The organism is Streptomyces milbemycinicus (assembly GCF_002154605.1).
In the GTDB taxonomy this organism is placed as follows: Bacteria; Actinomycetota; Actinomycetes; order Streptomycetales; family Streptomycetaceae; genus Streptomyces; species Streptomyces milbemycinicus.
Genome location: NZ_MUNE01000141.1, coordinates 1 through 21,185 on the forward strand (window position 1 = coordinate 1; position 21,185 = coordinate 21,185).

Consider the following 21,185-nt stretch of genomic DNA (forward strand, 5'->3'; position numbering starts at 1 on the left):
GCCCTCTAGGCCTCCTTCGGTCTCCAGGTACAGCTCCCGCACCGCTGCCAGGACCTCGGGGTCCGGGTGCTCCCACAGACCGCGGCTCTCCGCCTCCAGCAGCCGCTCGGCCATGCCGTGCAGCGCCCAGGGGTTGGCCTCTTGGAGGAAGGAGCGGTTCTCGGGGTCGAGGAGATAGCTCTGGGCGAGCTTGTCGTACATCCAGTCGGCGACTACGCCCGTGGTGGCGTCGTAGCCGAAGAGGTAGTCGACGGTCGCGGCGAGTTCGAAAGCGCCCTTGTATCCGTGTCGGCGCATCGCCTCGATCCAGCGCGGGTTGACCACGCGCGCGCGGAAGACCCGGGAGGTCTCCTCGTGCAGGGTGCGGGTGCGGACCGTCTCGGGGCGGGTGGAGTCACCGATGTACGCGGCCGGGGCGGTGCCTTTGAGGGCGCGCACGGTGGCGACCATGCCGCCGTGGTACTGGAAGTAGTCGTCCGAGTCCGCGATGTCGTGTTCGCGGGTGTCGGTGTTCTTGGCCGCGACCGCGATCCGGCGGTAGGCGCTCTCCATCTCCGCGCGGGCCGGCCGGCCTTCCAGGCCGCGGCCGTACGCGTAGCCGCCCCAGACCGTGTAGACCTCCGCCAGGTCGGCGTCGGTGCGCCAGTCGCGGCTGTCGATGAGCTGGAGCAGACCCGCGCCGTAGGTGCCGGGGCGGGAGCCGAAGATACGGGTGGTGGCGCGGCGTTCGTCGCCGTGCTCGGCGAGGTCGGCCTGGGCGTGGGCCCGGATGTAGTTGTCGTCCTCGGGCTCGTCGAGGGAGGCGGCGAGCCGTACGGCGTCGTCGAGCAGGGCCACGACATGCGGGAACGCATCGCGGAAGAAGCCGCTGATGCGCAGGGTGACATCGACCCTGGGGCGGCCCAGCTGGTCGAGGGGGACGGGTTCGAGTCCCGTGACGCGCCGCGAGGCGTCGTCCCACACCGGGCGGACGCCCAGCAGCGCGAGCGCCTCGGCCACGTCGTCGCCCGAGGTGCGCATCGCGCTGGTGCCCCACAGCGACAGGCCGACGGAGCGCGGCCAGGCGCCGTCGTTGTCGCGGCGGTAGCGCTCCAGCAGCGAGTCGGCGAGCGCCTGGCCGGTCTCCCAGGCCAGCCGGCTGGGCACGGCCTTGGGGTCGACGGAGTAGAAGTTACGGCCCGTCGGCAGGACGTTGACCAGGCCGCGCAGCGGTGAACCGGAAGGGCCCGCGGGTACGAAGCCGCCGCCCAGGGCGTGCACGGCGTGGTCGATCTCGTCGGTGGTGGCGGCCAGCCGCGGCACGACCTCGCGGGCGGCGAAGTCGAGGATCGCGGTCACCGCGTCGTACTGCTCCTCAGGCAGCCCCAGGCACGCCTTCTCGACAGCCTCCGGGGCCCAGTCGGCGTCCTCCATCGCCTGGACGAGGGCGCGGGCGCGGTCCTCCGCCTCGTCCGCGCCGGTGCGGGTGGCGGCCGACTCGTCGAGGCCAAGTGCCTCGCGCAGCCCGGGGAGCGCGGTGGTGCCGCCCCAGATCTGCCGGGCGCGCAGAATGGCCAGGACGAGGTTGACCCGCTCGGGGCCGGAGGGGGCGGTGCCGAGAACATGCAGGCCGTCGCGGATCTGGGCGTCCTTGACCTCGCACAGCCAGCCGTCCACATGCAGCAGGAAGTCGTCGAAGCCGGCGTCGTCCGGCCGGTCCTCCAGGCCGAGGTCGTGGTCGAGCCTGGCGGCCTGGATGAGGGTCCAGATCTGGGCGCGGATGGCGGGGAGTTTGGCCGGGTCCATCGCGGAGATGGCGGCGTACTCGTCCAGTAGCTGCTCCAGGCGCGCGATATCGCCGTAGGAGTCGGCACGGGCCATGGGCGGCACGAGATGGTCGACGAGGGTGGCGTGGGCGCGGCGCTTGGCCTGTGTGCCCTCCCCCGGGTCGTTGACCAGGAACGGGTAGATCAGCGGCAGGTCGCCCAGCGCGGCGTCGGGGCCGCAGGCGGCGGACAGGCCCGCGTTCTTGCCGGGCAGCCACTCGAGGTTGCCGTGCTTGCCCAGGTGCACCATGGCGTCGGCGCCGAACCCGCCGTCGGACTGAGCGGTGGCGATCCAGCGGTAGGCGGCCAGGTAGTGGTGCGAGGGCGGCAGATCGGGGTCGTGGTAGATGGCGATCGGGTTCTCGCCGAAGCCGCGCGGCGGCTGGATGACGACGAGCAGATTGCCCCGGCGCAGCGCGGCCAGCACGATCTCGCCCTCGGGGTCGCGGCTCGTGTCGACGAACATCTCGCCCGGCGGCGGCCCCCAGTGCCTCTCCACCGCCTCGCGCAGCTCCTGCGGCAGCCGGGCGTACCAGCGGCGGTAGTCGGCGGCGGGGATCCGGACCGGGTTGCGGGCCAACTGCTCCTCGGTGAGCCAGTCCTGGTCGTGGCCGCCCGCCTCGATGAGGGCGCGGATCAGCTCGTCGCCGTCGCCCGAGGCGAGACCGGGCAGCGCCTCGGGCCCCTCCACCGGGCCGAGATCGAAGCCGTCCGCGCGCAGCCGGCGCAGCAGGGCGACGGCGCTGGCGGGCGTGTCCAGGCCGACGGCGTTGCCGATGCGGGAGTGCTTGGTGGGGTAGGCGGACAGCACGAGCGCGAGGCGCTTGTCGGCCGCCGGTATGTGGCGCAGCCGGGCGTGTCGTACGGCGATTCCCGCGACACGCGCGGCGCGCTCGGGGTCGGCGACATAGACGGGCAGGCCGTCCTCGTCGGTCTCCTTGAAGGAGAACGGCACGGTGATCAGCCGCCCGTCGAACTCCGGGACGGCGACCTGGGTCGCCGCGTCCAGGGGCGAAAGGCCCTCGTCGTTCGCCTCCCACGCGGCGCGCGGGCCGGTCAGGCACAGCGCCTGGAGCACCGGGACGTCCAGCCCGGCCAGCGCGCCAGCGTCCCACGCCTCGTCGTCGCCGCCGGCCGAGGCCTCGGCGGGCCGGGTGCCGCCCGCGGCCAGCACGGTGGTCACCACTGCGTCGGCCTCGGCGAGGGCTTCCAGCAGCTCGGGCTCGGGGGCGCGCAGCGAGGCGACGTACAGCGGCAGCGCGCGGCCCCCGGCATCCTCGACGGCCTGGCACAGCGCCTCTACGAAGGCGGTGTTGCCGCTCATGTGGTGGGCGCGGTAGTAGAGCACGGCGATCCGCGGGCCGGTGACGTCCTCGCGCGCGGTGCGCTCCAGCGGGCCCCATGAGGACGCGGGCGCGGGCGGCTCGAAGCCGTGGCCGGTCAGCAGGACGGTGTCGGACAGAAAGCGGGCCAGCTGACCGAGGTTGCCGGGCCCGCCGTGCGCGAGATAGGCGTGGGCCTCGGCGGCGATCCCGACCGGGACCGTGGATGCCTCCATGAGCTGGGCGTCCGGGGCCTGTTCGCCGGTCAGGACCACGACCGGGCGGTCCCCGGCAAGCAGCGCGTCGAGCCCTTCCTGCCAGGCGCGCACCCCGCCGAGCAGCCGTACGACGACGAGTTCGACGCCGTCGAGGAGCGCGGACAGATCGTCCAGGGGGAGCCGGGCCGGGTTGGCGAGCCGATAGGGCACCGGAGTCTGTGCCGCGCGGGCACTGAGCAGGTCGGTGTCGGACGTCGACAGCAGCAGGATCATGCGACGGCAGGCCTTCCTCGGGGTCCGCGCCCCGGGCGGGTTGAAGACGGCGGGAGTTCCTGGCTCGCGCGGCCGTCGCAATACCGGCTGCCGCGCTCACAGTGGCGGGACCGCGCCGGATTTCCACCGGCTTCCTACCCTTTTTGCCGTCTTTTGTGGTGGCGGGCCGGGACCGACCCGCCGTGAGCATAGTAGGCGCTTCTGACCTGCCGCGGGGCGGTGAGCCGAACGCAATCGTCGGTATGCTCGCCGCCATGCCCCTCCCCCCGACAACCGCCCCACCAGGGGACGAAACCCCCGTGCGCGGCCGCGATGACGCCTGCCCCGGCGCGCTGCGCCTGCACTCGGCGGACGACGGCGCACTGGCCCGGGTGCGACTGCCTGCCGGGCTCCTGACGGCACGTCAGGCGCTCGTGCTGGCGCTCGCGGCCGAGGAGTTGGGCGACGGCCGGCTGGACCTCACCTCCCGGGGCAATCTGCAGCTGCGCGGCCTCGACGCGGGGTGCGGGGCCGGACTCGCGGCCCGGCTGCGGACGGCAGGGCTGCTCCCGTCGGACCGCCACGACCGGGTGCGCAACATCGTGGCGTCCCCGCTGTCCGGGCTGGACGAGGCGGGATACGCGGATGTCTCGGCGTGGGCGCGGGAGCTGGACGCCCTGCTGTGCGACAACGCGCCCGCGGGTTCCGGATTGGCCGAACTGGCGGGGCTGTCGGGCCGGTTCCTGTTCGCGCTCGACGACGGGCGCGGCGATGTGGCGGCGCTGGGCGCGGATGTGACATTGATCGCAGCGCCCGGCGGCGAGGCGGTGCTGCGGCTCGGCTCCGCCGGGGGGCATGGACTCGCGCGCCCGAAATCCACCGCGCCGAACGCCACAGACTCCCCCGACGCGACGGGCCACGCTGACGCGCCGGGCCACGCTGACACGTCGGGCGTCGCGGCGTGCCGGGACGGGCGACCGGTGGGCGAGGACACGCCGAGCCGGGCGCGGCCGTTGGGTCCCCCCGGGCCCGCAGGCGATCCCGGGGACATAAAGCCCCGGCCCACGCCCGGTGGCGACCCCGCGGGCGCCGAGCTCCGGGTGCGCGCCGCGAACGCGCCCCGCGCGGCGGCGCTGGCCGCGGTGGCGTTTCTCGACGCGGTGCGCGCGAGTGGCACACGCGCCTGGCGTGTGAGCGAGCTGCCGGTGCGACACGCCGTGACGCCCGGCCAATTGGACGGGCGACTCGCCGAAGCAGGAATCCAGGCCACACCCCTCGCCCCGCACTCCCCGACCACCGCGCCGAGCACACCACTCGTCGGGCTCGTCGCCGGCCCTGACGGGCGGTGCGCGGTGTCGGTCGCCGTCCCGCTGGGGCGGCTCACCGCCGCGCGGTGGCGGCTGCTCGCCGAGCTCGCCGCCCGGGGCGGCTCGGGCGAGTTGCGTGTGACACCCTGGCGCGGCGTGGTGCTGCCAGGCTTCTCCCCCGGCGGCGCCGGGGCCGCGCTGCGGGAGCTCGCCGACGCCGGCCTGGTGACCGCGCCGCACTCCCCCTGGCTCGGGGTCGGCGCCTGCACGGGACGGCCCGGCTGCGCCAAGTCCCTGGCCGATGTGCGTGCCGAGGCGGCGCGCGCGGTGGCGGGCGAGGCGGCGCGCGCGGTGGCGGGCGAGGCGTCCGGCGACGGCCGACCGGGCCCGCCGCGGGGCCGGCTGCCCGTGTATTTCTCCGGCTGCGAGCGGCGCTGCGGCCACCCCGGCGGCCGGTGGGTCGACGTGCTGGCGACGGGCGACCGTTACCAGGTCACCGTACGAGATGCCACAGGGTCCGCGCGGGGCGTGGACGTGACAGCAGAGCAAGTGGCCGACGCCGTGGCGGCGGCCCGTGGAACGACATGATCGAGGGCACAGTGTTCGACTACGAGAAGGACGGCGCGGCCATATACCGCGCCTCCTTTGCCACCATCCGCGCCGAGGCCGACCTGGACGGTCTGCCCGCCGACGTCAGCCAGGTCGCGGTGCGGATGATCCACGCCTGCGGCATGGTCGACCTCGTCCAGGACCTCGCGTACACCCCCCAGGTGGTCGCCCGCGCCCGCGCCGCGCTGCGCGCCGGCGCACCCGTGCTCTGCGACGCGCACATGGTGGCCAGCGGCGTGACCCGCAAGCGGCTGCCGGCGGACAACGACGTGGTGTGCACCCTGTCCGACCCCACCGTGCCCGAACTGGCCCGCCGGATGGGCACCACACGCAGCGCCGCCGCGCTCGAGCTGTGGCGGGAGCGGCTGGAGGGCGCGGTGGTGGCCATCGGCAACGCGCCCACCGCGCTGTTCCGCCTGATGGAGATAATCGAAGAGGGTGGGGCTGGCGCGCCGCGCCCGGCGGCCGTCATCGGCGTACCGGTCGGCTTCATCGGCGCGGCCGAGTCCAAGGAGGCGCTGGCCGGGCATCCGGCCGCGCTCGACCACCTGGTGGTGCGCGGCCGGCGTGGCGGCAGCGCCATCGCCGCGGCCGCGGTCAACGCGATTGCGAGCGAGGAAGAGTGAGCGAGCAGCAGACGGGCCGGCTCTACGGTGTGGGTCTTGGCCCCGGCGATCCCTCTCTGATGACCGTACGCGCCGTGGAGGTCATCGCCGAGGCCGATGTCGTCGCGTACCACAGCGCCCGGCACGGCCGTAGCATCGCGCGCTCCATCGCCGAGCGCCATCTGCGGCCCGACCACATCGAGGAGCGACTGGTCTATCCGGTCACCACCGAGACCACCGACCACCCCGGCGGCTACCGCGGCGCGATGGAGGAGTTCTACGCGGACGCGGCAGCCCGGCTGGCCGCCCATCTGGACGCGGGGCGTACGGTCGCGGTGCTCGCCGAGGGCGATCCGCTCTTCTACGGCTCATACATGCATATGCACAAGCGCCTGGCCGACCGCTACCCCACCGAGGTCGTCCCCGGCGTCACCTCCGTGAGCGCGGCCGCCGCCCGGATCGGGGCGCCGCTGGTCGAGGGTGAGGAGGTGCTGACCGTCCTGCCCGGCACACTCCCGGAGGAGGAGCTGACGGCTCGTCTGGCCACGACCGACGCGGCCGCCGTGATGAAGCTCGGCCGCACCTTCCCGGCGGTGCGGCGGGCGCTGGAGCGCTCGGGTCGGCTGGCGGAGGCCCAGTACGTGGAGCGGGCCACGATGGGCGCGGAGCGCGTCGCGCCACTGGCCGAGGTGGACCCCGAGTCGGTGCCCTACTTCTCGGTGGCGGTGCTGCCGAGCCGGATCGACGCACAGGCCCCGGCGCGCCGCGGCGAGGTCGTGGTGGTGGGCCTCGGCCCGGCGGGCCCGCTGTGGCTGACCCCAGAGGCGCGGGGCGAGTTGGCCGCCGCCGAGGATCTGGTCGGCTACACCACCTATCTGGACCGGGTGCCGAAGCGCCCGGGGCAGCGCCGGCACACCTCGGACAACAAGGTGGAGGCCGAGCGCGCCGAGTTCGCACTCGACCTGGCCCGGCGCGGGCGGCGGGTCGCCGTCGTCTCCTCGGGCGACCCGGGCGTCTTCGCCATGGCCACGGCCGTGCTGGAGGCTGCGGCCGAGGACCCGTACCGCGAGGTGCCGGTCCGGGTGGTGCCCGGCATGACCGCCGCCCACGCGGCCGCCGCCCGCGCGGGCGCCCCGCTCGGCCACGACTACGCGGTGATCTCCCTGTCCGACCGGCTCAAGCCCTGGGAGGTCATCGCCGAACGGCTGCGCGCCGCGGCCGCGGCCGACCTGGTGCTCGCCCTGTACAACCCCGGCTCGCGCAGCCGCATCTGGCAGGTCGGCAAGGCCCGCGAGCTGCTGCTCGAACACCGCGCGCCCGACACGCCCGTCGTGCTCGGCCGGGACGTGGGCGGCCCCGAGGAGCGGATACGGATCGTCAAGCTGGCCGATCTCGACCCGGCCCAGGTCGATATGCGCACCATCCTGCTGGTCGGCTCCTCCCAAACCCGCACGGCGCGGCGCGGCGACGGCACCGAGATCGTCTGGACGCCACGCCGCTACCCGGAGCGCTGACCGGCGGCGTGCGCGGTCAGCAGGTCAGCAGGTCAGCAGGTCAGCCCAGGGTCGTGCTCAGCCAGGCCAGGGCGGCCGCCGGGTCGGGCACGACCGGCACGCCGTCCGGGGCCGCGGGGCGCCGGACGACGACGACCGGCAGCCCGGCCTCGCGCGCCGCGGTGAGCTTGGCGGCGGTGGCACCGGCGCCGCTGTCCTTGGTGACCACGACGTCGATGCGGTGGCCGCGCAGCAGCTCCGCCTCCCCCGCCACGCTGAACGGACCGCGGTCCAGCAGCACTTCCATGTGCGGCGGGGCCGGTGGCTCAGGTGCGTCGACGGAGCGGACCAGGAACCACTGCTCGGTGAGATGGGCGAAGGCGGCCAGGCCCATCCGCCCGGTGGTGAGGAAGATCCGCTGCCCCAGGGCGGGCAGCAGCCCGGCCGCCTCGTCCAGCGACCCCGCCCAGTGCCACCGGTCCCCCGGGCCGGGCACCCAGCCGGGGCGGCGCAGGGCGAGCAGGGGAACATGGGCCGTGGCGGCCGCCCGGGCCGCGTTGAAACTGATCGTGCCGGCGAAAGGATGGGTGGCGTCGATGACCGCGTCCACCTGCTGCTCGCGCAGCCAGCGAGCCAGGCCCTCGGGGCCCCCGAACCCGCCGATCCGCACCTGCCCGGCCGGCAGCCGCGGCTCGGCGACACGCCCGGCCAGCGAGCTGGTGACGCGCAGCCCGGGGGCGTCGGCAACTTCGGCGGCCAGTCGGCGCGCCTCGGTGGTGCCGCCCAGGATGAGCACATGGCGGGGCCGGCGCGGCCGGGCTCCGGGGGCGGCATCCGCCGGGTTCGAAGTCATCGGGTGCCTTCCGTGGTGCGTGGTGCCGTGCCGGTACACGGCCTGTCGGCCGCACCCGGTCAACCCTGCCATGGCCGTGACCGACCGCGCGGCGCCGGGCCTCTCCTCGCTCGCCTGGGGAGACGCGCCCCCGGGCCGTGCTCGGCGCGGGGTCGGCGCGGGGGCGAGAGGCGGCGCCTCCCGTGGCTGAGCAAACATCGAAGGCCGGGACCGCTCCGGCCGGGGGCCGCAGTGCGCAACTGGAGCGTTCGGGGCTGCGGCACGGCTGGACCACCGGGGCGTGTGCGACGGCGGCGGCGACGGCCGCGTACACCGCGCTGCTCAGCGCGGAGTTCCCCGATCCGGTGACCATCGAACTGCCGAAGGGGCAGCGGCCCGCGTTCGCGCTCGCGGGCGAGGAGCTGACGGCGGACCGGGCGATGGCCGCGGTGGTCAAGGACGCGGGTGACGACCCGGACGTCACGCACGGCGCGGTGGTGCGGGCCACGGTGCGGCTGCTGCCGCCCGGGAGCGGTGTGGTCTTCCGGGCCGGGCCCGGTGTCGGGACGGTGACCCGTCCCGGGCTGCCGCTCGCGGTCGGCGAGCCCGCCATCAACCCCGTGCCCCGGCAGATGATGCGCGATCACATCGCGTCGGTGGCGGCTCGTCTCGGTGGCACCGGGGACGCCGAGGTCGAGATCGCGGTGGACCACGGCGAGGAAATCGCCCGCTCCACCTGGAATCGGCGCCTGGGCATCCTCGGCGGGCTCTCGATCCTCGGGACGACGGGCATCGTCGTGCCGTATTCCTGCTCGGCGTGGATCGACAGCATCCGGCGCGGCGTGGATGTGGCGCGCGCGGCGGGGCGTCGGCATGTGGCGGGCTGTACGGGGTCGACCTCGGAGAAGGTGGCGGTGGCCGTGCACGGGCTGCCGCAGGACGCGCTGCTGGACATGGGCGATTTCGCGGGGGCGGTGCTCAAGTATCTGCGTCGCCATCCGGTGGACCGGCTGACCGTCGCCGGGGGGTTCGCCAAGCTCTCCAAACTGGCCGCCGGGCATCTGGATCTGCACTCCTCCCGCTCGCAGGTGGACAAGGGCTTCCTTGCGGAGCTGGCCCGCCGTGGCGGGGCGGACGATGAGCTGGTGGCGGCGGTGGCGGCGGCCAACACCGGGCTGGAGACGGTGCAGCTGTGCGCGGCGCGCGGGGTGCCGCTCGGTGATCTGGTCGCGGTGGCGGCCCGGGAGACGGCGCTCGGGGTGTTGCGTGGGGCGCCGGTGGCCGTGGACGTCATCTGTATCGACCGCGCGGGCTCCGTCGTGGGCCGCGCGGCGGCTCGGGGTCCCCGGGAGCCGTCACCCGACGCGCTCTCGGACAGCGTCTAAGGCCGCTCGCGGCGCGCCGAGTACAGGTGGCTGTCCCGGAACTGCTCCGCGCCCAGCGTGCGGCCCACCATGATGACCGCGGTGCGCACCACCCCCGCCTCCTTCACCCGGTCCGCGATATCGCCGAGCGTGCCGCGCAGCACCAGTTCGTCGGGGCGGCTGGCCCGGGCGACCACCGCCGCGGGGCAGTCGGCGCCGTAGTGCGGGAGGAGTTCGGCCACCACCCGGTCCACGTACCGGGCGGCCAGGTGCAGCACGATCAGCGCCCGGCTGCGGCCGAGGGTGGCGAGGTCCTCGCCGTCCGGCATCGGGGTGGCCTGCTGGGCGACGCGGGTGAGGACGACGGTCTGGCCGACGGTCGGCACGGTCAGCTCACGGCCGAGCGCGGCCGCGGCGGCGGCGAACGCGGGGACGCCGGGGATCACCTCGTACGGCACGCCGTGCGCGTCCAGCCGGCGCATCTGCTCGGCGACGGCGCTGAACACCGACGGGTCGCCGGAGTGCAGCCGGGCCACGTCCTCGCCCGCCTGGTGTGCTCGGACCAGTTCATCGGTGATCTGGTCGAGGTTGAGCCGGGCGGTGTCGACCAGGCGGGCGTCCGGCGGGCATTCGGCGAGGAGTTCACGCGGCACCAGGCTGCCCGCGTACAGGCAGACCCGGCAGCGGGCCAGGGTGCGGGCGCCGCGCACGGTGATCAGGTCGGCGGCGCCGGGGCCCGCGCCGATGAAGTACACGGTCATGGGGAGGTCTCTCCTTCGGCGGCTTCCACCGCGGGTTCGGCAGCGAGCTCGGCCGTCGCTTTGACCGCGGCCCACTGGGTGACCGGCATCGCCTGCCGCCACCCGGTGAAGCCGCCGACCGGGGCGGCGTGCGCAACCGCGATCCGGACCAGCTCCCCGCCGTAGCGCCGGTACCAGCCGGCGAGCAGCGCCTCCGACTCCAGCGTCACGGTGTTCGCCACGAGCCGCCCGCCGACGGGCAGCGCACCCCAGCAGGCCTCCAGCACACCAGGCGCGGTCAGGCCGCCGCCGATGAACACCGCGTCGGGGGTGGGCAGTCCGGTCAGCGCGTCCGGGGCGGCGCCGGTGACGACGCGCAGCCCGGGCACCCCGAGCGCGGCGGCGTTGCGGCCGATGCGCTCGGCCCGTACGGGGTCCCGCTCGATGGACACCGCGGCGCAACTTCGGTGCGTACGCATCCACTCCACGGCGATCGAACCGGAGCCGCCGCCGACGTCCCACAGCAGCTCTCCGGGGGCGGGGGCCAGCGCGGCGAGCGTGGCGGCGCGCACGTGGCGCTTGGTCAGCTGGCCGTCGTGCTCGTACGCCTGGTCCGGCAGTCCGGGGACGGCGGGCAGGCGCAGCGTGTCCGCGGCGGGGGCGCATTCGACGGCGATGATGTTGAGGGGGTCGCCGGGCGCGTGGGGCCAGTGGTCGGCGGTGCCTTCGAGGTGCCGTTCGCGGTCGCTGCCCAGCTGCTCCAGGACCCGCATCCGGCTGGGACCGAAGCCGCGGTCGCGCAGCAGCGCGGCGACCTCGGCGGGGGTGGCGGCACCCGCGCTGAGGACGAGCAGCCGCCGCCGGGCGTGCAGGGAGCGGGCCAGGGAGGCGATAGGGCGTCCAACGAGGCTGATCACCTCGGTCTCCTCCACCGGCCAGCCCAGCCGGGCGCAGGCGTGGGACACGGACGACGGGTGGGGCAGCACCCGCAGCCGGTCGGCGCCCAACTCCTCGGCCAGGGTGCGGCCGATGCCGAAGAACATGGGGTCGCCGCTGGCCAGGACGGACACCCGCCGCCCGGCGTACGCCGCGAACAGCCCCGGTACGGCGGGCCGCAACGGTGAGGGCCACGGCACGCGTTCGGCGGTGCAGCCGGGGGGCAGCAGATTCAGCTGGCGCGGGCCGCCGATGACCACCTCGGCCGCCAGCAGCGCCTCGCGCCCCGGCGCAGCCAGCCCGTCCCAGCCGTCCGCTCCCAGTCCTACGACGGTGACCGGGGGGTGGGAGGGGTTCACGGCGTTACGGACCTTTCGGTGTGCGAAGCGTATCCGGGCAACGACCGGAACTCTACTGTGCCCTGCGGCGGAACCCCGAGGCGGGTGCGCGGCGCAGTACGCAGTCGCCGCACAGGCCGCCGCCCGGCACCCGGTAGTAGAGGCAGCAGGTGCGGCGGCGGAAGGCGGGCGGAGGGGAGGTCAGGGTGCCGGCGTCGCGCAGCGGCGGGTGGGCCAGCTGGGCGCGGGCCAGCTCGGTGGCCCGCTCCGCCGCCTCAGGGTGGCCGTGCGCCTGGCACCAGTCGTGCAGGACACGCAGCGAACCGGCCAGCGCCGAGGCGGCGTTCCCCCACAGCAGCCGCCCCGAGACCCGGTAGGCCCGGGTGACGGCGGCGTGCAGCGGCAGCAGCTGGGTGTACGCCGCGTCGCCCACCTGGCCGGCGAGCCCTCCGGGTTCGCCCATGACCGAGGGCACACCGGGCCACCACAGATCGTCGGGGGCGGGGCGCGTGGGGTGCCACCACAGCCGGTCGGGGCGGAGGCGCGACACCGTACCGGTCAGGGCCGCCCGGCCGAGGGCGAGCGACCACACCCTGGCGGCGAGCCCCTGGAAGGCGAGCGATGCCGCGACCCTCAGCTCTTCGGTGCGCAGGCTCGCGGCCACCGCCTCGACGCGGGCGCGCAGCAGCGGCGCGGCGGCGCCCTCGGGCGTCAGCCGGTACGCCTCGCCGATCAGCGCGTAACCCTCATCTCGAGGATTGCCGGGGTCGGTGCGCAGGGCGAAGAACGGCCCCACCTCGGCCGCCGACAGCGGCGGGTCACCCATCCGCGTCGGCCGGCGTCCCGAACGCCTCCAGCAGCTGGTCGGCGGCCAGCGTCGCCGTCAGCGTGCCGTCGCGCACCTGCTGTTCGAGCACGGGGCCGAGCCGCCGCACCCCGGGGTGCTCGCGCAGCCTGGTCAGCAGCTGGTCGCGGACCATGGACCAGGTCCAGTCGACCTGCTGGTCGCGCCGCTTGGTGTCCAGCGCGCCGGTGGCCTCCAGCACCCGGCGGTGCTGCTCCAGCCGCTCCCACACCACATCGAGGCCGGTGCCCTCGCGGGCGCTGCAGGTCAGCACCGGGGGGTTCCAGGGCGCGTCTGCGGGCTGCAGCAGCCGTAGGGCGCCTCTGAGCTCGCGGGCGGCGGCCTTGGCGTCGCGCTCATGAGGGCCGTCGGCCTTGTTGATGGCGACGACGTCCGCGAGCTCCAGCACGCCCTTCTTGATGCCCTGGAGCTGGTCGCCGGTGCGGGCGAGGGAGAGCAGCAGAAAGGAGTCGACCATGCCCGCCACGGCGGTCTCCGACTGGCCCACGCCCACCGTCTCGACCAGCAGCACGTCGTAGCCCGCCGCCTCCATGACCACCATGGACTCGCGGGTGGCGCGGGCCACCCCGCCCAGCGTGCCCGCGCTGGGCGAGGGGCGGACGAAGGCGGCCGGGTCGACCGCCAGCCGCTCCATCCGGGTCTTGTCGCCCAGGATGGAGCCGCCGGTGCGGCTGGAGGAGGGGTCGACGGCGAGCACCGCGACCTTGTGGCCGAGCCCGGTGAGCATCGAGCCCAGGGCGTCGATGAAGGTGGACTTGCCCACCCCGGGCACGCCGCTGATGCCCACCCGGCGCGCCCCGCCCGCATGCGGCAGCAGTTCGATCAGCAGCCGCTGGGCGAGGTCGCGGTGGTCGGGGCGGGTGGACTCGACGAGTGTGATCGCGCGGGCGATGTAGGCGCGGGAGCCGTCGAGCACACCCTTGGCGTAGGTGTCGATGTCGATATTGTTGGTTCGTCTCTTCTTAGCCGGCATGGGCCTACAGCTCGTGGCCGAGGTCCACGGCCAGCGTCTGCACCAGCTCGTACGCGGCGTCGGGGATGACCGTGCCGGGCAGGAAGACGGCGGCGGCGCCCGCCTCGTGCAGGGTCTGCACATCCTGCGGCGGAATGACCCCGCCCACCACGATGGTGATGTCCTCCCGCCCCGCCTCGGCCAGTTGCTCGCGCAGCGCGGGCACCAGCGTGAGGTGGCCGGCCGCGAGCGAGGAGACGCCGACGATGTGCACATCGGCCTCGACCGCCTGCCGCGCGACCTCCTCGGGCGTCTGGAAGAGCGGGCCGACATCCACGTCGAAGCCCAGGTCGGCGAAGGCGGTGGCGATCACCTTCTGGCCGCGGTCATGCCCGTCCTGGCCCATCTTGGCGACCAGGATGCGCGGGCGGCGGCCCTCCGCGCGCTCGAACTCCTCGACCAGCGCCCGGGTACGGTCCACGCCGGAGGACGGTCCGGCCTCGTCTCGATACACACCGGAGATCGTACGGATCTGGCCGGAGTGGCGCCCGTACACCTTCTCCAGCGCGTCGGAGATCTCGCCGACGGTCGCCTTGGCGCGGGCCGCGTTCACGGCGAGCGCGAGGAGGTTGCCCGTAAGGCCGGCGCCCGGGCCGGACTCGGCGGCCGCGGTGAGCGCGCGCAGCGCGTCCTGGCAGGCGGCCTCGTCGCGCTCGGCGCGCAGCCGGCGCAGCTTGTCGAACTGCTGGGCGCGGACCGCGGAGTTGTCGACCTTGAGGACGTCGATCTGCTCATCGCTGTCGACCCTGTACTTGTTGACTCCGATCACCGGCTGCCGCCCCGAGTCGATCCGCGCCTGGGTGCGGGCCGCGGCCTCCTCGACGCGCATCTTGGGGATACCGGCGTCGATGGCCTTGGCCATGCCGCCCGCGGCCTCGACCTCCTGGATGTGGAGCCAGGCGCGCCGGGCCAGGTCGTGGGTCAGCCGCTCCACATACGCGCTGCCGCCCCACGGGTCGATCACCCGGCAGGTGCCGGACTCCTGCTGGAGCAGGATCTGGGTGTTGCGGGCGATACGCGCGGAGAAGTCGGTGGGCAGCGCAAGGGCCTCGTCGAGGGCGTTGGTGTGCAGCGACTGGGTGTGGCCCTGGGTGGCGGCCATGGCCTCCACACAGGTACGCGCCACGTTGTTGAACACGTCCTGGGCGGTCAGCGACCAGCCGGAGGTCTGCGAATGGGTGCGCAGCGACAGCGACTTGGGGTTCTTGGGGTCGAACTGGCCGACGAGCTTGGCCCACAGCAGCCGGGCGGCCCGCAGCTTGGCGATCTCCATGAAGAAGTTCATGCCGATCGCCCAGAAGAACGAGAGCCGGGGCGCGAAGGCGTCCACGTCCATCCCGGCGTCGAGCCCGGCGCGCAGATACTCCACACCGTCGGCGAGGGTGTACGCCAGCTCCAGGTCGGCCGTGGCGCCCGCTTCCTGGATGTGGTAGCCGGAGATGGAGATGGAGTTGTAGCGCGGCATCCGCTGCGAGGTGAAGGCGAAGATGTCGGAGATGATCCGCATCGACGGCTGCGGCGGATAGATATAGGTGTTGCGGACCATGAACTCCTTGAGGATGTCGTTCTGGATGGTCCCGGCCAGCTTGTCGGGCGCCACGCCCTGTTCCTCGGCGGCGACGATGTAGAGCGCGAGTACGGGCAGCACCGCGCCGTTCATCGTCATCGACACGCTCATCCGGTCCAGCGGGATGCCGTCGAAGAGCTGCCGCATGTCGTAGATGGAGTCGATGGCCACGCCCGCCATGCCGACGTCGCCGGTGACTCTGGGGTGGTCGCTGTCGTAGCCGCGGTGGGTGGGCAGGTCGAAGGCGACCGACAGGCCCTTCTGGCCCGCGGCGAGGTTGCGGCGGTAGAAGGCGTTGGACTCCTCGGCGGTGGAGAAGCCCGCGTACTGGCGGATGGTCCAGGGCTGGTTGACGTACATCGTCGGGTACGGGCCGCGCAGATACGGCGCGATGCCCGGGTAGGTGCCCAGGAAGTCGAGGCCGGCCAGGTCCTCGGCGCCGTACAGCGGTTTGACCCCGATGCCCTCGGGGGTGTCCCACACCAGGTCCTCGACACCCTTGCCGGTGGCGCTCTGCAGCGCCTCCGTCCACGCCGCGGCACCCGCCGCGCCGGACACCTCCTCCGGTGTCCCGAGGTCGACCGTGGAGAAGTCAGGAATCCCGCTCACGGTCACGCCACTCCCATCGTCTCGAGGGCCGAGGTCAGCACCTCGACCGCGTCACAGCCGGCGAAGACGAACGCGTCCACGCCGGCCCGCTGCAACTCCCCGCGCCGCTCACCGGGCCTGCCCGCCAGGTAGACGCGCAGCGCTCCGGCGGCCTTCAGCCGCTCCGCCACGGCCACCGCCTCCTGCTCGTACACCTTGTCGCTCGAACACAGACAGACCACGCGGGCGCCGCTGGCGGCGAACGCCTCGGCGGCCGTCTCCGCGTCGACGGTGGCGGGTTCGTGCACCGCCTCGATGCCGCCCGCCTGGAAGAGGTTGGCGGCGAACGCGGCGCGCGCGGTGTGCGCGCCCGCGGGGCCGAGCGCGGCCAGGAACACCCGGGGCCGGGTCCCCTCCGCCGCCAGGTGTCTGTCGGAGCGGGCGCGCAGCGCCTCGTACGCCTCGTCGCGGCGCACCCGCGGCAGGCCGCCGCCGGGCGGTACGGGGGCGGGCTCGCGCTCCACCGGCTGCTCCGCGAGGTTCGGGAACTCGCTGACGCCGGTGATCGGCTCCTTGCGGCGGGCGAGGTCCTTGGCGCGGCGCTCCCAGGTGGCGGCCAGTTGCCGCTCCACAAGACCGGAGGCGAGGGCCCGCGCCAGCCCCCCGGCGCGCTCGATCTCCTGGAAGAAGGCCCAGGCCGCCTTGGCCACGTCGTCGGTCAGGCTCTCGACGTACCAGGAGCCTCCGGCCGGGTCGATCACCCGCGCCAGGTGCGACTCCTCCAGCAGGATCGTGGAGGTGTTACGGGCGATCCGGCGGGCGAAGTCGTCGGGCAGGCCGATCGCGGTGTCGAAGGGCAGCACGGTGACGGCGTCGGCCCCGCCCACCCCGGCGGCCAGGGCCGCGACGGTGGTGCGCAGCATGTTCACCCAGGGGTCGCGGCGGGTCATCATCACCGGGGAGGTCACCGCGTGCTGCCGCTGGGCCGCCGCCTCGGTGGGCGCCCCGCACACCTGGGCCACGCGCGCCCACAGGCGCCTGGCGGCGCGCAGCTTGGAAATGGTGAGGAACTGGTCGGCGGTGGCCGCGTAGCGGAACTCCAGCTGGCCGCAGGCCGCTTCGGCCGTCAGCGGCCCGGCGTCGGTCAGCGCGCGCAGATACTCCACGCCCGCGGCGAGCGAACAGCCGAGCTCCTGCGCCGCGGATCCGCCGGCCTCGTGGTACGGCAGGGCGTCCACGGTGAAGGCCCGTACGCCCGGGTGGTCGCGGTCGCAGACCGCCGCGAGCTCGGTGGCCGCGGACAGGTGGGCCGCGAGGTCGGTGTGGTCACCGGTGCGGGCCGCCAGGCCCAGCGGGTCGGCGCCGAGATTGCCGAGGGCCGCGCGCGGCGGCACCTGGCGGTCGGCGTACAGCCGCAGCAGCGCGCGGGCGGCGGCGTCGAAGTCGGCTCCCGCGTCCAGGACGACGGGGGCGAGGTCGAGATAGACCCCCTTGAGGGCTTCGGGCAGCGCCTCCACAGGCAGCCCGGCCGCGCCGACCGCCAGCCACACCGAGCCCGCCCCGTTCTCCAGGTCCGCGAGCACCGCGCGGTTGGTGTGCCCGGGGTCGGAGTGGGCGTGGCGCTGGCGTACGTCCCAGCCGGACACCGTGGAGCCCTGCGCCCGGCCGCCGCGCACGAAGGGCGCGAACCCGGGATAGCCGGGGTCGGCGGGGGCGTCCTCCGCGGTGTAGAGCGGGTGGACGGAGATTCCGTCCTCGAGCGCGGTGGAGAGCGCCGCCGCGGCCTGCGCGCCGACGGCATCCACCGTGCCCGATTTGCGCAGCACCCCTTCGACAAGGTGGTGCCACTGGTCTCGGGTCGCCGCCGGGAAGTCGGCGGCGAGCGGCAGGTCGTCAGGCAGGACCGTCATGGGAGGAGGCTAGTGCGGGAGCCTAAAGCGACAGCAGTGTCTCCCTCTGTGACCTTGCTCTCTAGCGCAATCTCTAACCCGTCCGGCCCTGTGGTGGCCTCGGAACGACGAAGGCCCGCCCGGTGCGACGGGGGATGCACACCGGGCGGGCTCAGGACCTTTTTACCGCATCGAAGCGCAGTTATGCATCAAAAGCTTGTTCGCTTTCCCCCGCTACCACGCGACGGGAAGCGAGATCAAGCCACGTGCACGAATCGTCGGCCGCCGGCGCAGCTCTGTGTGTGAAATGTCCAGACGCAGCCTCGGAAGGCGGCTCAACAGGGCGGCCAGTGCCGTTTCGGCCTCCAGCCGGGCCAGCGGGGCGCCAAGGCAATAGTGGATTCCGTGGCCGAACGCAAGATGCCCCAATCGGCCAAAATCCGGATCAAGTCGGTCCGGTTCCTTGAAATGGCCGGGGTCGCGGTTGGCGGAGGCGAGGGAGAGCAGCACGGTCTCCCCCGCCGGGACCGTCACCCCGCCGATCTCCACGTCCTCGAGCGGAAAGCGGCGGATCGCCAGCGGCGCCGGGCCGTCGTGGCGCGCGAACTCCTCGACCGCCGCCGCGATACCGGCGGGCCGCTCGCGCAGCTCCCGCAGCAGCGGGGGGTGGTCGAGCAGAGAGAGCACCGCGTTGCCGATGAGGTGGGTCACGTTCTCGTATCCGGCCATCAGCAGCAGAAAGGCCAGCGAGGTCAGTTCGTCCTCGGTGAGCCGGTCGCCACCCTCGCCGGCGCCGCCGACCGCGTCGTCCCGGACCGCGATCAGGTCGGAGAGCAGATCGTCGCCGGGCTCCTCGCGCTTGCTCGCGATCAGGCCGGTGTAGAAGCGCAGCATGTTGCCGACCGCCTCCTTCGCCACATGCGGCCGCTCCGGGTCGGGGGCGATGAGCGCATCGCTCCAGGCGCGGAAGTCCCGCCGGTCGCGCTGGGGGACGCCGAGCAGATCGCAGATGACGGTGATGGGCAGCGGTCCGGCGTACGCGGCGATCAGATCGGCCCGGCCGGCCGGCTCGACGGCGTCGAGGAGTTCGTCCGCGGCGCGCCGGACCGGCTCCCGCATCCGCTCGACACGCCCGGGGGTGAATGCCTTGGTCACCAGCCGACGCACCCGGGTGTGGTCCGGCGGGTCCATGTTGAGCAGATTGGCGTCCAGGGCGGGCGGCAGGGCGAATCCGCGGAAGTTGCCGGGCAGCGCGTTGCTCTTGTCCAGGGACAGCCGGGGGTCGGCGAGCGCCCGCCGCACATCGTCGTAGCGGGTCACCAGCCAGGCGGGCCGCCCGTCCGGACCCGGGATCCGGTGGACGGGGCCCGCCTCGCGCAACTCGGCGTACGCGGTGTGCGGATCCTCCAGCAGCACACGGGTGTCGAACGGCTCTGGCGGGCCGGGAACAGCGGTGTTCGCGGTGTTCTGCATGGCTCCCGACTCTAGGGCCTGGTCCGTGACACCCCGGCCGGTCAGAGCCAGTCTCTCGACCGGTCTTCGAGCTCGGCCCGGGCAGTGTGGCGCATGGTGGCCGAGAGGCGGCGCCGGGGCTGAATCTCCCCGGCGCCGCCCTGTGCCACGGGCGGCCCCGACCCCCGTCCAGGGCCACCTCGCTCTCGGTCCCCCTTCACTGCCGCTGGGCGGCGGTCCGTCCGCCCAGCTCCGCAAGCACCTCGTCGACGAGCGGCTGGTGGTACACGTCGGCGACGCGCGCCAGGTGCTCATGCTCCTGGCCCGGCCCGGCGCCCGTCTCCACCACCACGCTGTCAGCGCCGGGCACCGGCACGCGCCCGGCCGCTTGGTTCAGCAAACCGCGTCGGAGCGCCGCCGCTTCCATGAATGCAACAAGTTGCCAATCCCCGAGTCCCGCAGTACGACCCTTGACACGGGCGATCTCCAGGGCCTCGGCCTCCACATGGCGCCGGACACCGCGCTGTACGTCCCGGATCTCGGCCATCTGACGGTTGGCCCGCCACTCCAGATCGGCGAACGGCCACCAGCCGGTCCAGCCGTGACGCCCCATGGGCATGGCCACTTCGGGCGCCTGTGTGGTGACCTCGCGCCACAGCGGGTTCAGTCGGCGGAGCCTGCGCCAGGCGGAGACGCGCGGCCCGAGCGCCGGGATGGCGAACCCGGCCAGGACCAGCAGGGCGGCGACCGAAGCGGTCAGCGGCGCCACGCCGTTGGACAGCCAGGGCAGGTCCCGGCCCGCCCAGGAGAAGAGAAAGCCGATCACCTTGCAGGCGCAGTACGCCAGGCCCAGCCAGCACCCGGCAGCCAGTACCCGCAGCCCCCGGGCGAGCCAGGAGCCGCGCAGGGGGGACGCGTAGCGCCGGCACAGCACCCCGAGCCCGGCCAGACCCGAACCGAAAATGGCCAGATACAGCACCAGGAAGGTGACAACTCCCGGCGCGTCCGCGTATGCGGTGCTGAAGTCGCGGGGGTGCTCGACGGCGTCGGGGCGGCCGACGGCGAAGCCGACGACGGCGACCGACCACGCCGCGCCGACGGCGGTCACCACCGTACGGGGCCGCACCGCCGACCCGGTCCAGCGCAGCATCAGCACCAGGGCGCCAGTGGCGAACACCACCACCGAGGAGTAGAGGAAGACCATGGCCAGGTTGGCCACGCCCACCAGGTGGTCGAACCAGCGGTAGACACTCGGCGCGGAGAGCAGGAACACATTCGCCACGCCGGCCGTCATGACGCAGGTCAGGCCGAGGTCGGCGTTCTGCCGGTCGCGGAACCAGGCGCGCGCCTTGTATCCGACGATCGCCCAGGCGGCGGCGCCGAAGCACAGGTAGACCACGTCAAACACGCGCGCCACCGCCCTCGCCGCCACCGCTCCCGGCGCCACCCGTGCGCGCCCCGCGGACATGCCGCAGCGCGGGCCCGAGCGCGGCGGCGAGCTCGGCCGCCCGCCCCTCGAGCGGCAGCCCGTCGTCGGGCGAGGCAGGCACCACGCGCTCCATGAGGAGGGTGCCCAGCACCTCGGTCTCACGCTCGGTCAGGTCGTCGTAGCAGTGGTGGCGCGCGAAGTCCGCGGTCATCCCCAACCGGCGCATGGCGGTGGTGACATCGACCGACGGCGCCCACATGCGCAGCGCGTCCTCGGTGACGGCGGGGTCCTGGTCGTGGCCGAGCAACAGATGCCCGACCTCGTGCAGCACGATATGGGTCTGGTGCCAGGGGGACGTCCGCAGCTCGTAGAAGATCCAGAAGCCGTCGTCGGTACTGGCCGTCATGCCCGAGACCACGCCGCCCAGGCTCATCGGCACCAGGTGGACGGGACGGCCCACCCGGCCCGCCACGAGGTCGCACAGACCCGGCAGGTCGGTTGTGGCGGGCAGTCCGAGCTCCTTGATGAGCTGCTTGCACCGCCGCCGTATCCGCCCCACTCT

15 protein-coding genes and 1 riboswitch are annotated in these 21,185 nt (G+C 74.0%); of the genes, 4 read left to right on the plus strand and 11 right to left on the minus strand.

What is annotated here, in order from left to right; genetic code table 11:
- Positions 1 to 3,618: cobaltochelatase subunit CobN (gene cobN, locus CCN51_RS13040; protein WP_086859561.1), on the minus strand; the 3,618-nt coding region annotated here is incomplete at its 3' end.
- 31 nt (positions 3,619 to 3,649) lie between these two features.
- Positions 3,650 to 3,804: riboswitch (cobalamin riboswitch) on the minus strand.
- Positions 3,805 to 3,860: 56 nt separating this feature from the next.
- Between cobN and CCN51_RS13045 the strand changes: the two genes are divergently transcribed.
- The 3 genes from CCN51_RS13045 to CCN51_RS13055 are packed head-to-tail and all read left to right on the plus strand — an operon-like array spanning position 3,861 to position 7,632.
- Positions 3,861 to 5,492 carry a nitrite reductase gene (locus CCN51_RS13045; protein ID WP_405380846.1) on the plus strand — a complete coding sequence of 544 codons (1,632 nt, stop codon included), beginning with the start codon at positions 3,861 to 3,863 and terminating at the stop codon, positions 5,490 to 5,492.
- Positions 5,489 to 6,139, plus strand: a complete 651-nt coding sequence (locus CCN51_RS13050) for a precorrin-8X methylmutase (protein WP_014174366.1) — start codon at positions 5,489 to 5,491, stop codon at positions 6,137 to 6,139. The genes CCN51_RS13045 and CCN51_RS13050 overlap by 4 nt, the downstream gene beginning before the upstream one ends.
- Entirely contained in the window at positions 6,136 to 7,632 is a 1,497-nt protein-coding gene (locus tag CCN51_RS13055) for a precorrin-2 C(20)-methyltransferase (RefSeq protein WP_014174367.1), read from the plus strand. Before CCN51_RS13050 ends, CCN51_RS13055 begins: the two co-directional genes overlap by 4 nt.
- Positions 7,633 to 7,672: 40 nt before the next feature.
- On the opposite strand, the gene CCN51_RS13060 is transcribed toward CCN51_RS13055, so the two are convergent.
- Complete coding sequence (locus CCN51_RS13060; RefSeq protein ID WP_014174368.1) at positions 7,673 to 8,464, minus strand: cobalt-precorrin-6A reductase; 792 nt, start codon at positions 8,462 to 8,464, stop codon at positions 7,673 to 7,675.
- A gap of 182 nt (positions 8,465 to 8,646) precedes the next feature.
- Here CCN51_RS13060 and CCN51_RS13065 point away from each other — a divergent pair, with 182 nt between their 5' ends.
- Positions 8,647 to 9,828, plus strand: coding sequence for a cobalt-precorrin-5B (C(1))-methyltransferase (locus CCN51_RS13065; protein WP_014174369.1), 1,182 nt, complete (start codon positions 8,647 to 8,649; stop codon positions 9,826 to 9,828).
- Here CCN51_RS13065 and cobM read toward each other — a convergent pair.
- The 9 genes from cobM to CCN51_RS13110 form a co-directional block, all read right to left on the minus strand.
- Complete coding sequence (cobM, locus tag CCN51_RS13070) at positions 9,825 to 10,568, minus strand: precorrin-4 C(11)-methyltransferase (protein WP_014174370.1); 744 nt, start codon at positions 10,566 to 10,568, stop codon at positions 9,825 to 9,827. The two genes, CCN51_RS13065 and cobM, sit on opposite strands and share 4 nt — an antisense overlap.
- Positions 10,565 to 11,842, minus strand: coding sequence for a bifunctional cobalt-precorrin-7 (C(5))-methyltransferase/cobalt-precorrin-6B (C(15))-methyltransferase (locus CCN51_RS13075; protein ID WP_014174371.1), 1,278 nt, complete (start codon positions 11,840 to 11,842; stop codon positions 10,565 to 10,567). Before CCN51_RS13075 ends, cobM begins: the two co-directional genes overlap by 4 nt.
- A 52-nt stretch (positions 11,843 to 11,894) precedes the next feature.
- Positions 11,895 to 12,647 carry a (2Fe-2S)-binding protein gene (locus CCN51_RS13080; RefSeq protein WP_014174372.1) on the minus strand — a complete coding sequence of 251 codons (753 nt, stop codon included), beginning with the start codon at positions 12,645 to 12,647 and terminating at the stop codon, positions 11,895 to 11,897.
- A complete protein-coding gene (gene meaB / locus CCN51_RS13085; protein ID WP_014174373.1) occupies positions 12,640 to 13,659 on the minus strand; it encodes a methylmalonyl Co-A mutase-associated GTPase MeaB in 1,020 nt (339 codons plus the stop codon). The genes CCN51_RS13080 and meaB overlap by 8 nt, the downstream gene beginning before the upstream one ends.
- 4 nt (positions 13,660 to 13,663) lie before the next feature.
- A complete protein-coding gene (gene scpA, locus CCN51_RS13090; RefSeq protein WP_086013721.1) occupies positions 13,664 to 15,823 on the minus strand; it encodes a methylmalonyl-CoA mutase in 2,160 nt (719 codons plus the stop codon).
- Between the two features lie 53 nt (positions 15,824 to 15,876).
- Positions 15,877 to 17,763: a methylmalonyl-CoA mutase small subunit gene (gene mutA / locus CCN51_RS13095; protein ID WP_014174375.1), complete on the minus strand. Its 1,887-nt coding sequence runs from the start codon at positions 17,761 to 17,763 to the stop codon at positions 15,877 to 15,879.
- Positions 17,764 to 17,976: 213 nt separating this feature from the next.
- Positions 17,977 to 19,215, minus strand: coding sequence for a cytochrome P450 family protein (locus CCN51_RS13100; RefSeq protein ID WP_086859565.1), 1,239 nt, complete (start codon positions 19,213 to 19,215; stop codon positions 17,977 to 17,979).
- 196 nt (positions 19,216 to 19,411) lie between these two features.
- Complete coding sequence (locus tag CCN51_RS13105) at positions 19,412 to 20,602, minus strand: MAB_1171c family putative transporter (protein ID WP_043489280.1); 1,191 nt, start codon at positions 20,600 to 20,602, stop codon at positions 19,412 to 19,414.
- A complete protein-coding gene (locus tag CCN51_RS13110; protein ID WP_106436553.1) occupies positions 20,595 to 21,182 on the minus strand; it encodes a hypothetical protein in 588 nt (195 codons plus the stop codon). The genes CCN51_RS13105 and CCN51_RS13110 overlap by 8 nt, the downstream gene beginning before the upstream one ends.
- Positions 21,183 to 21,185: the final 3 nt, after the last annotated feature.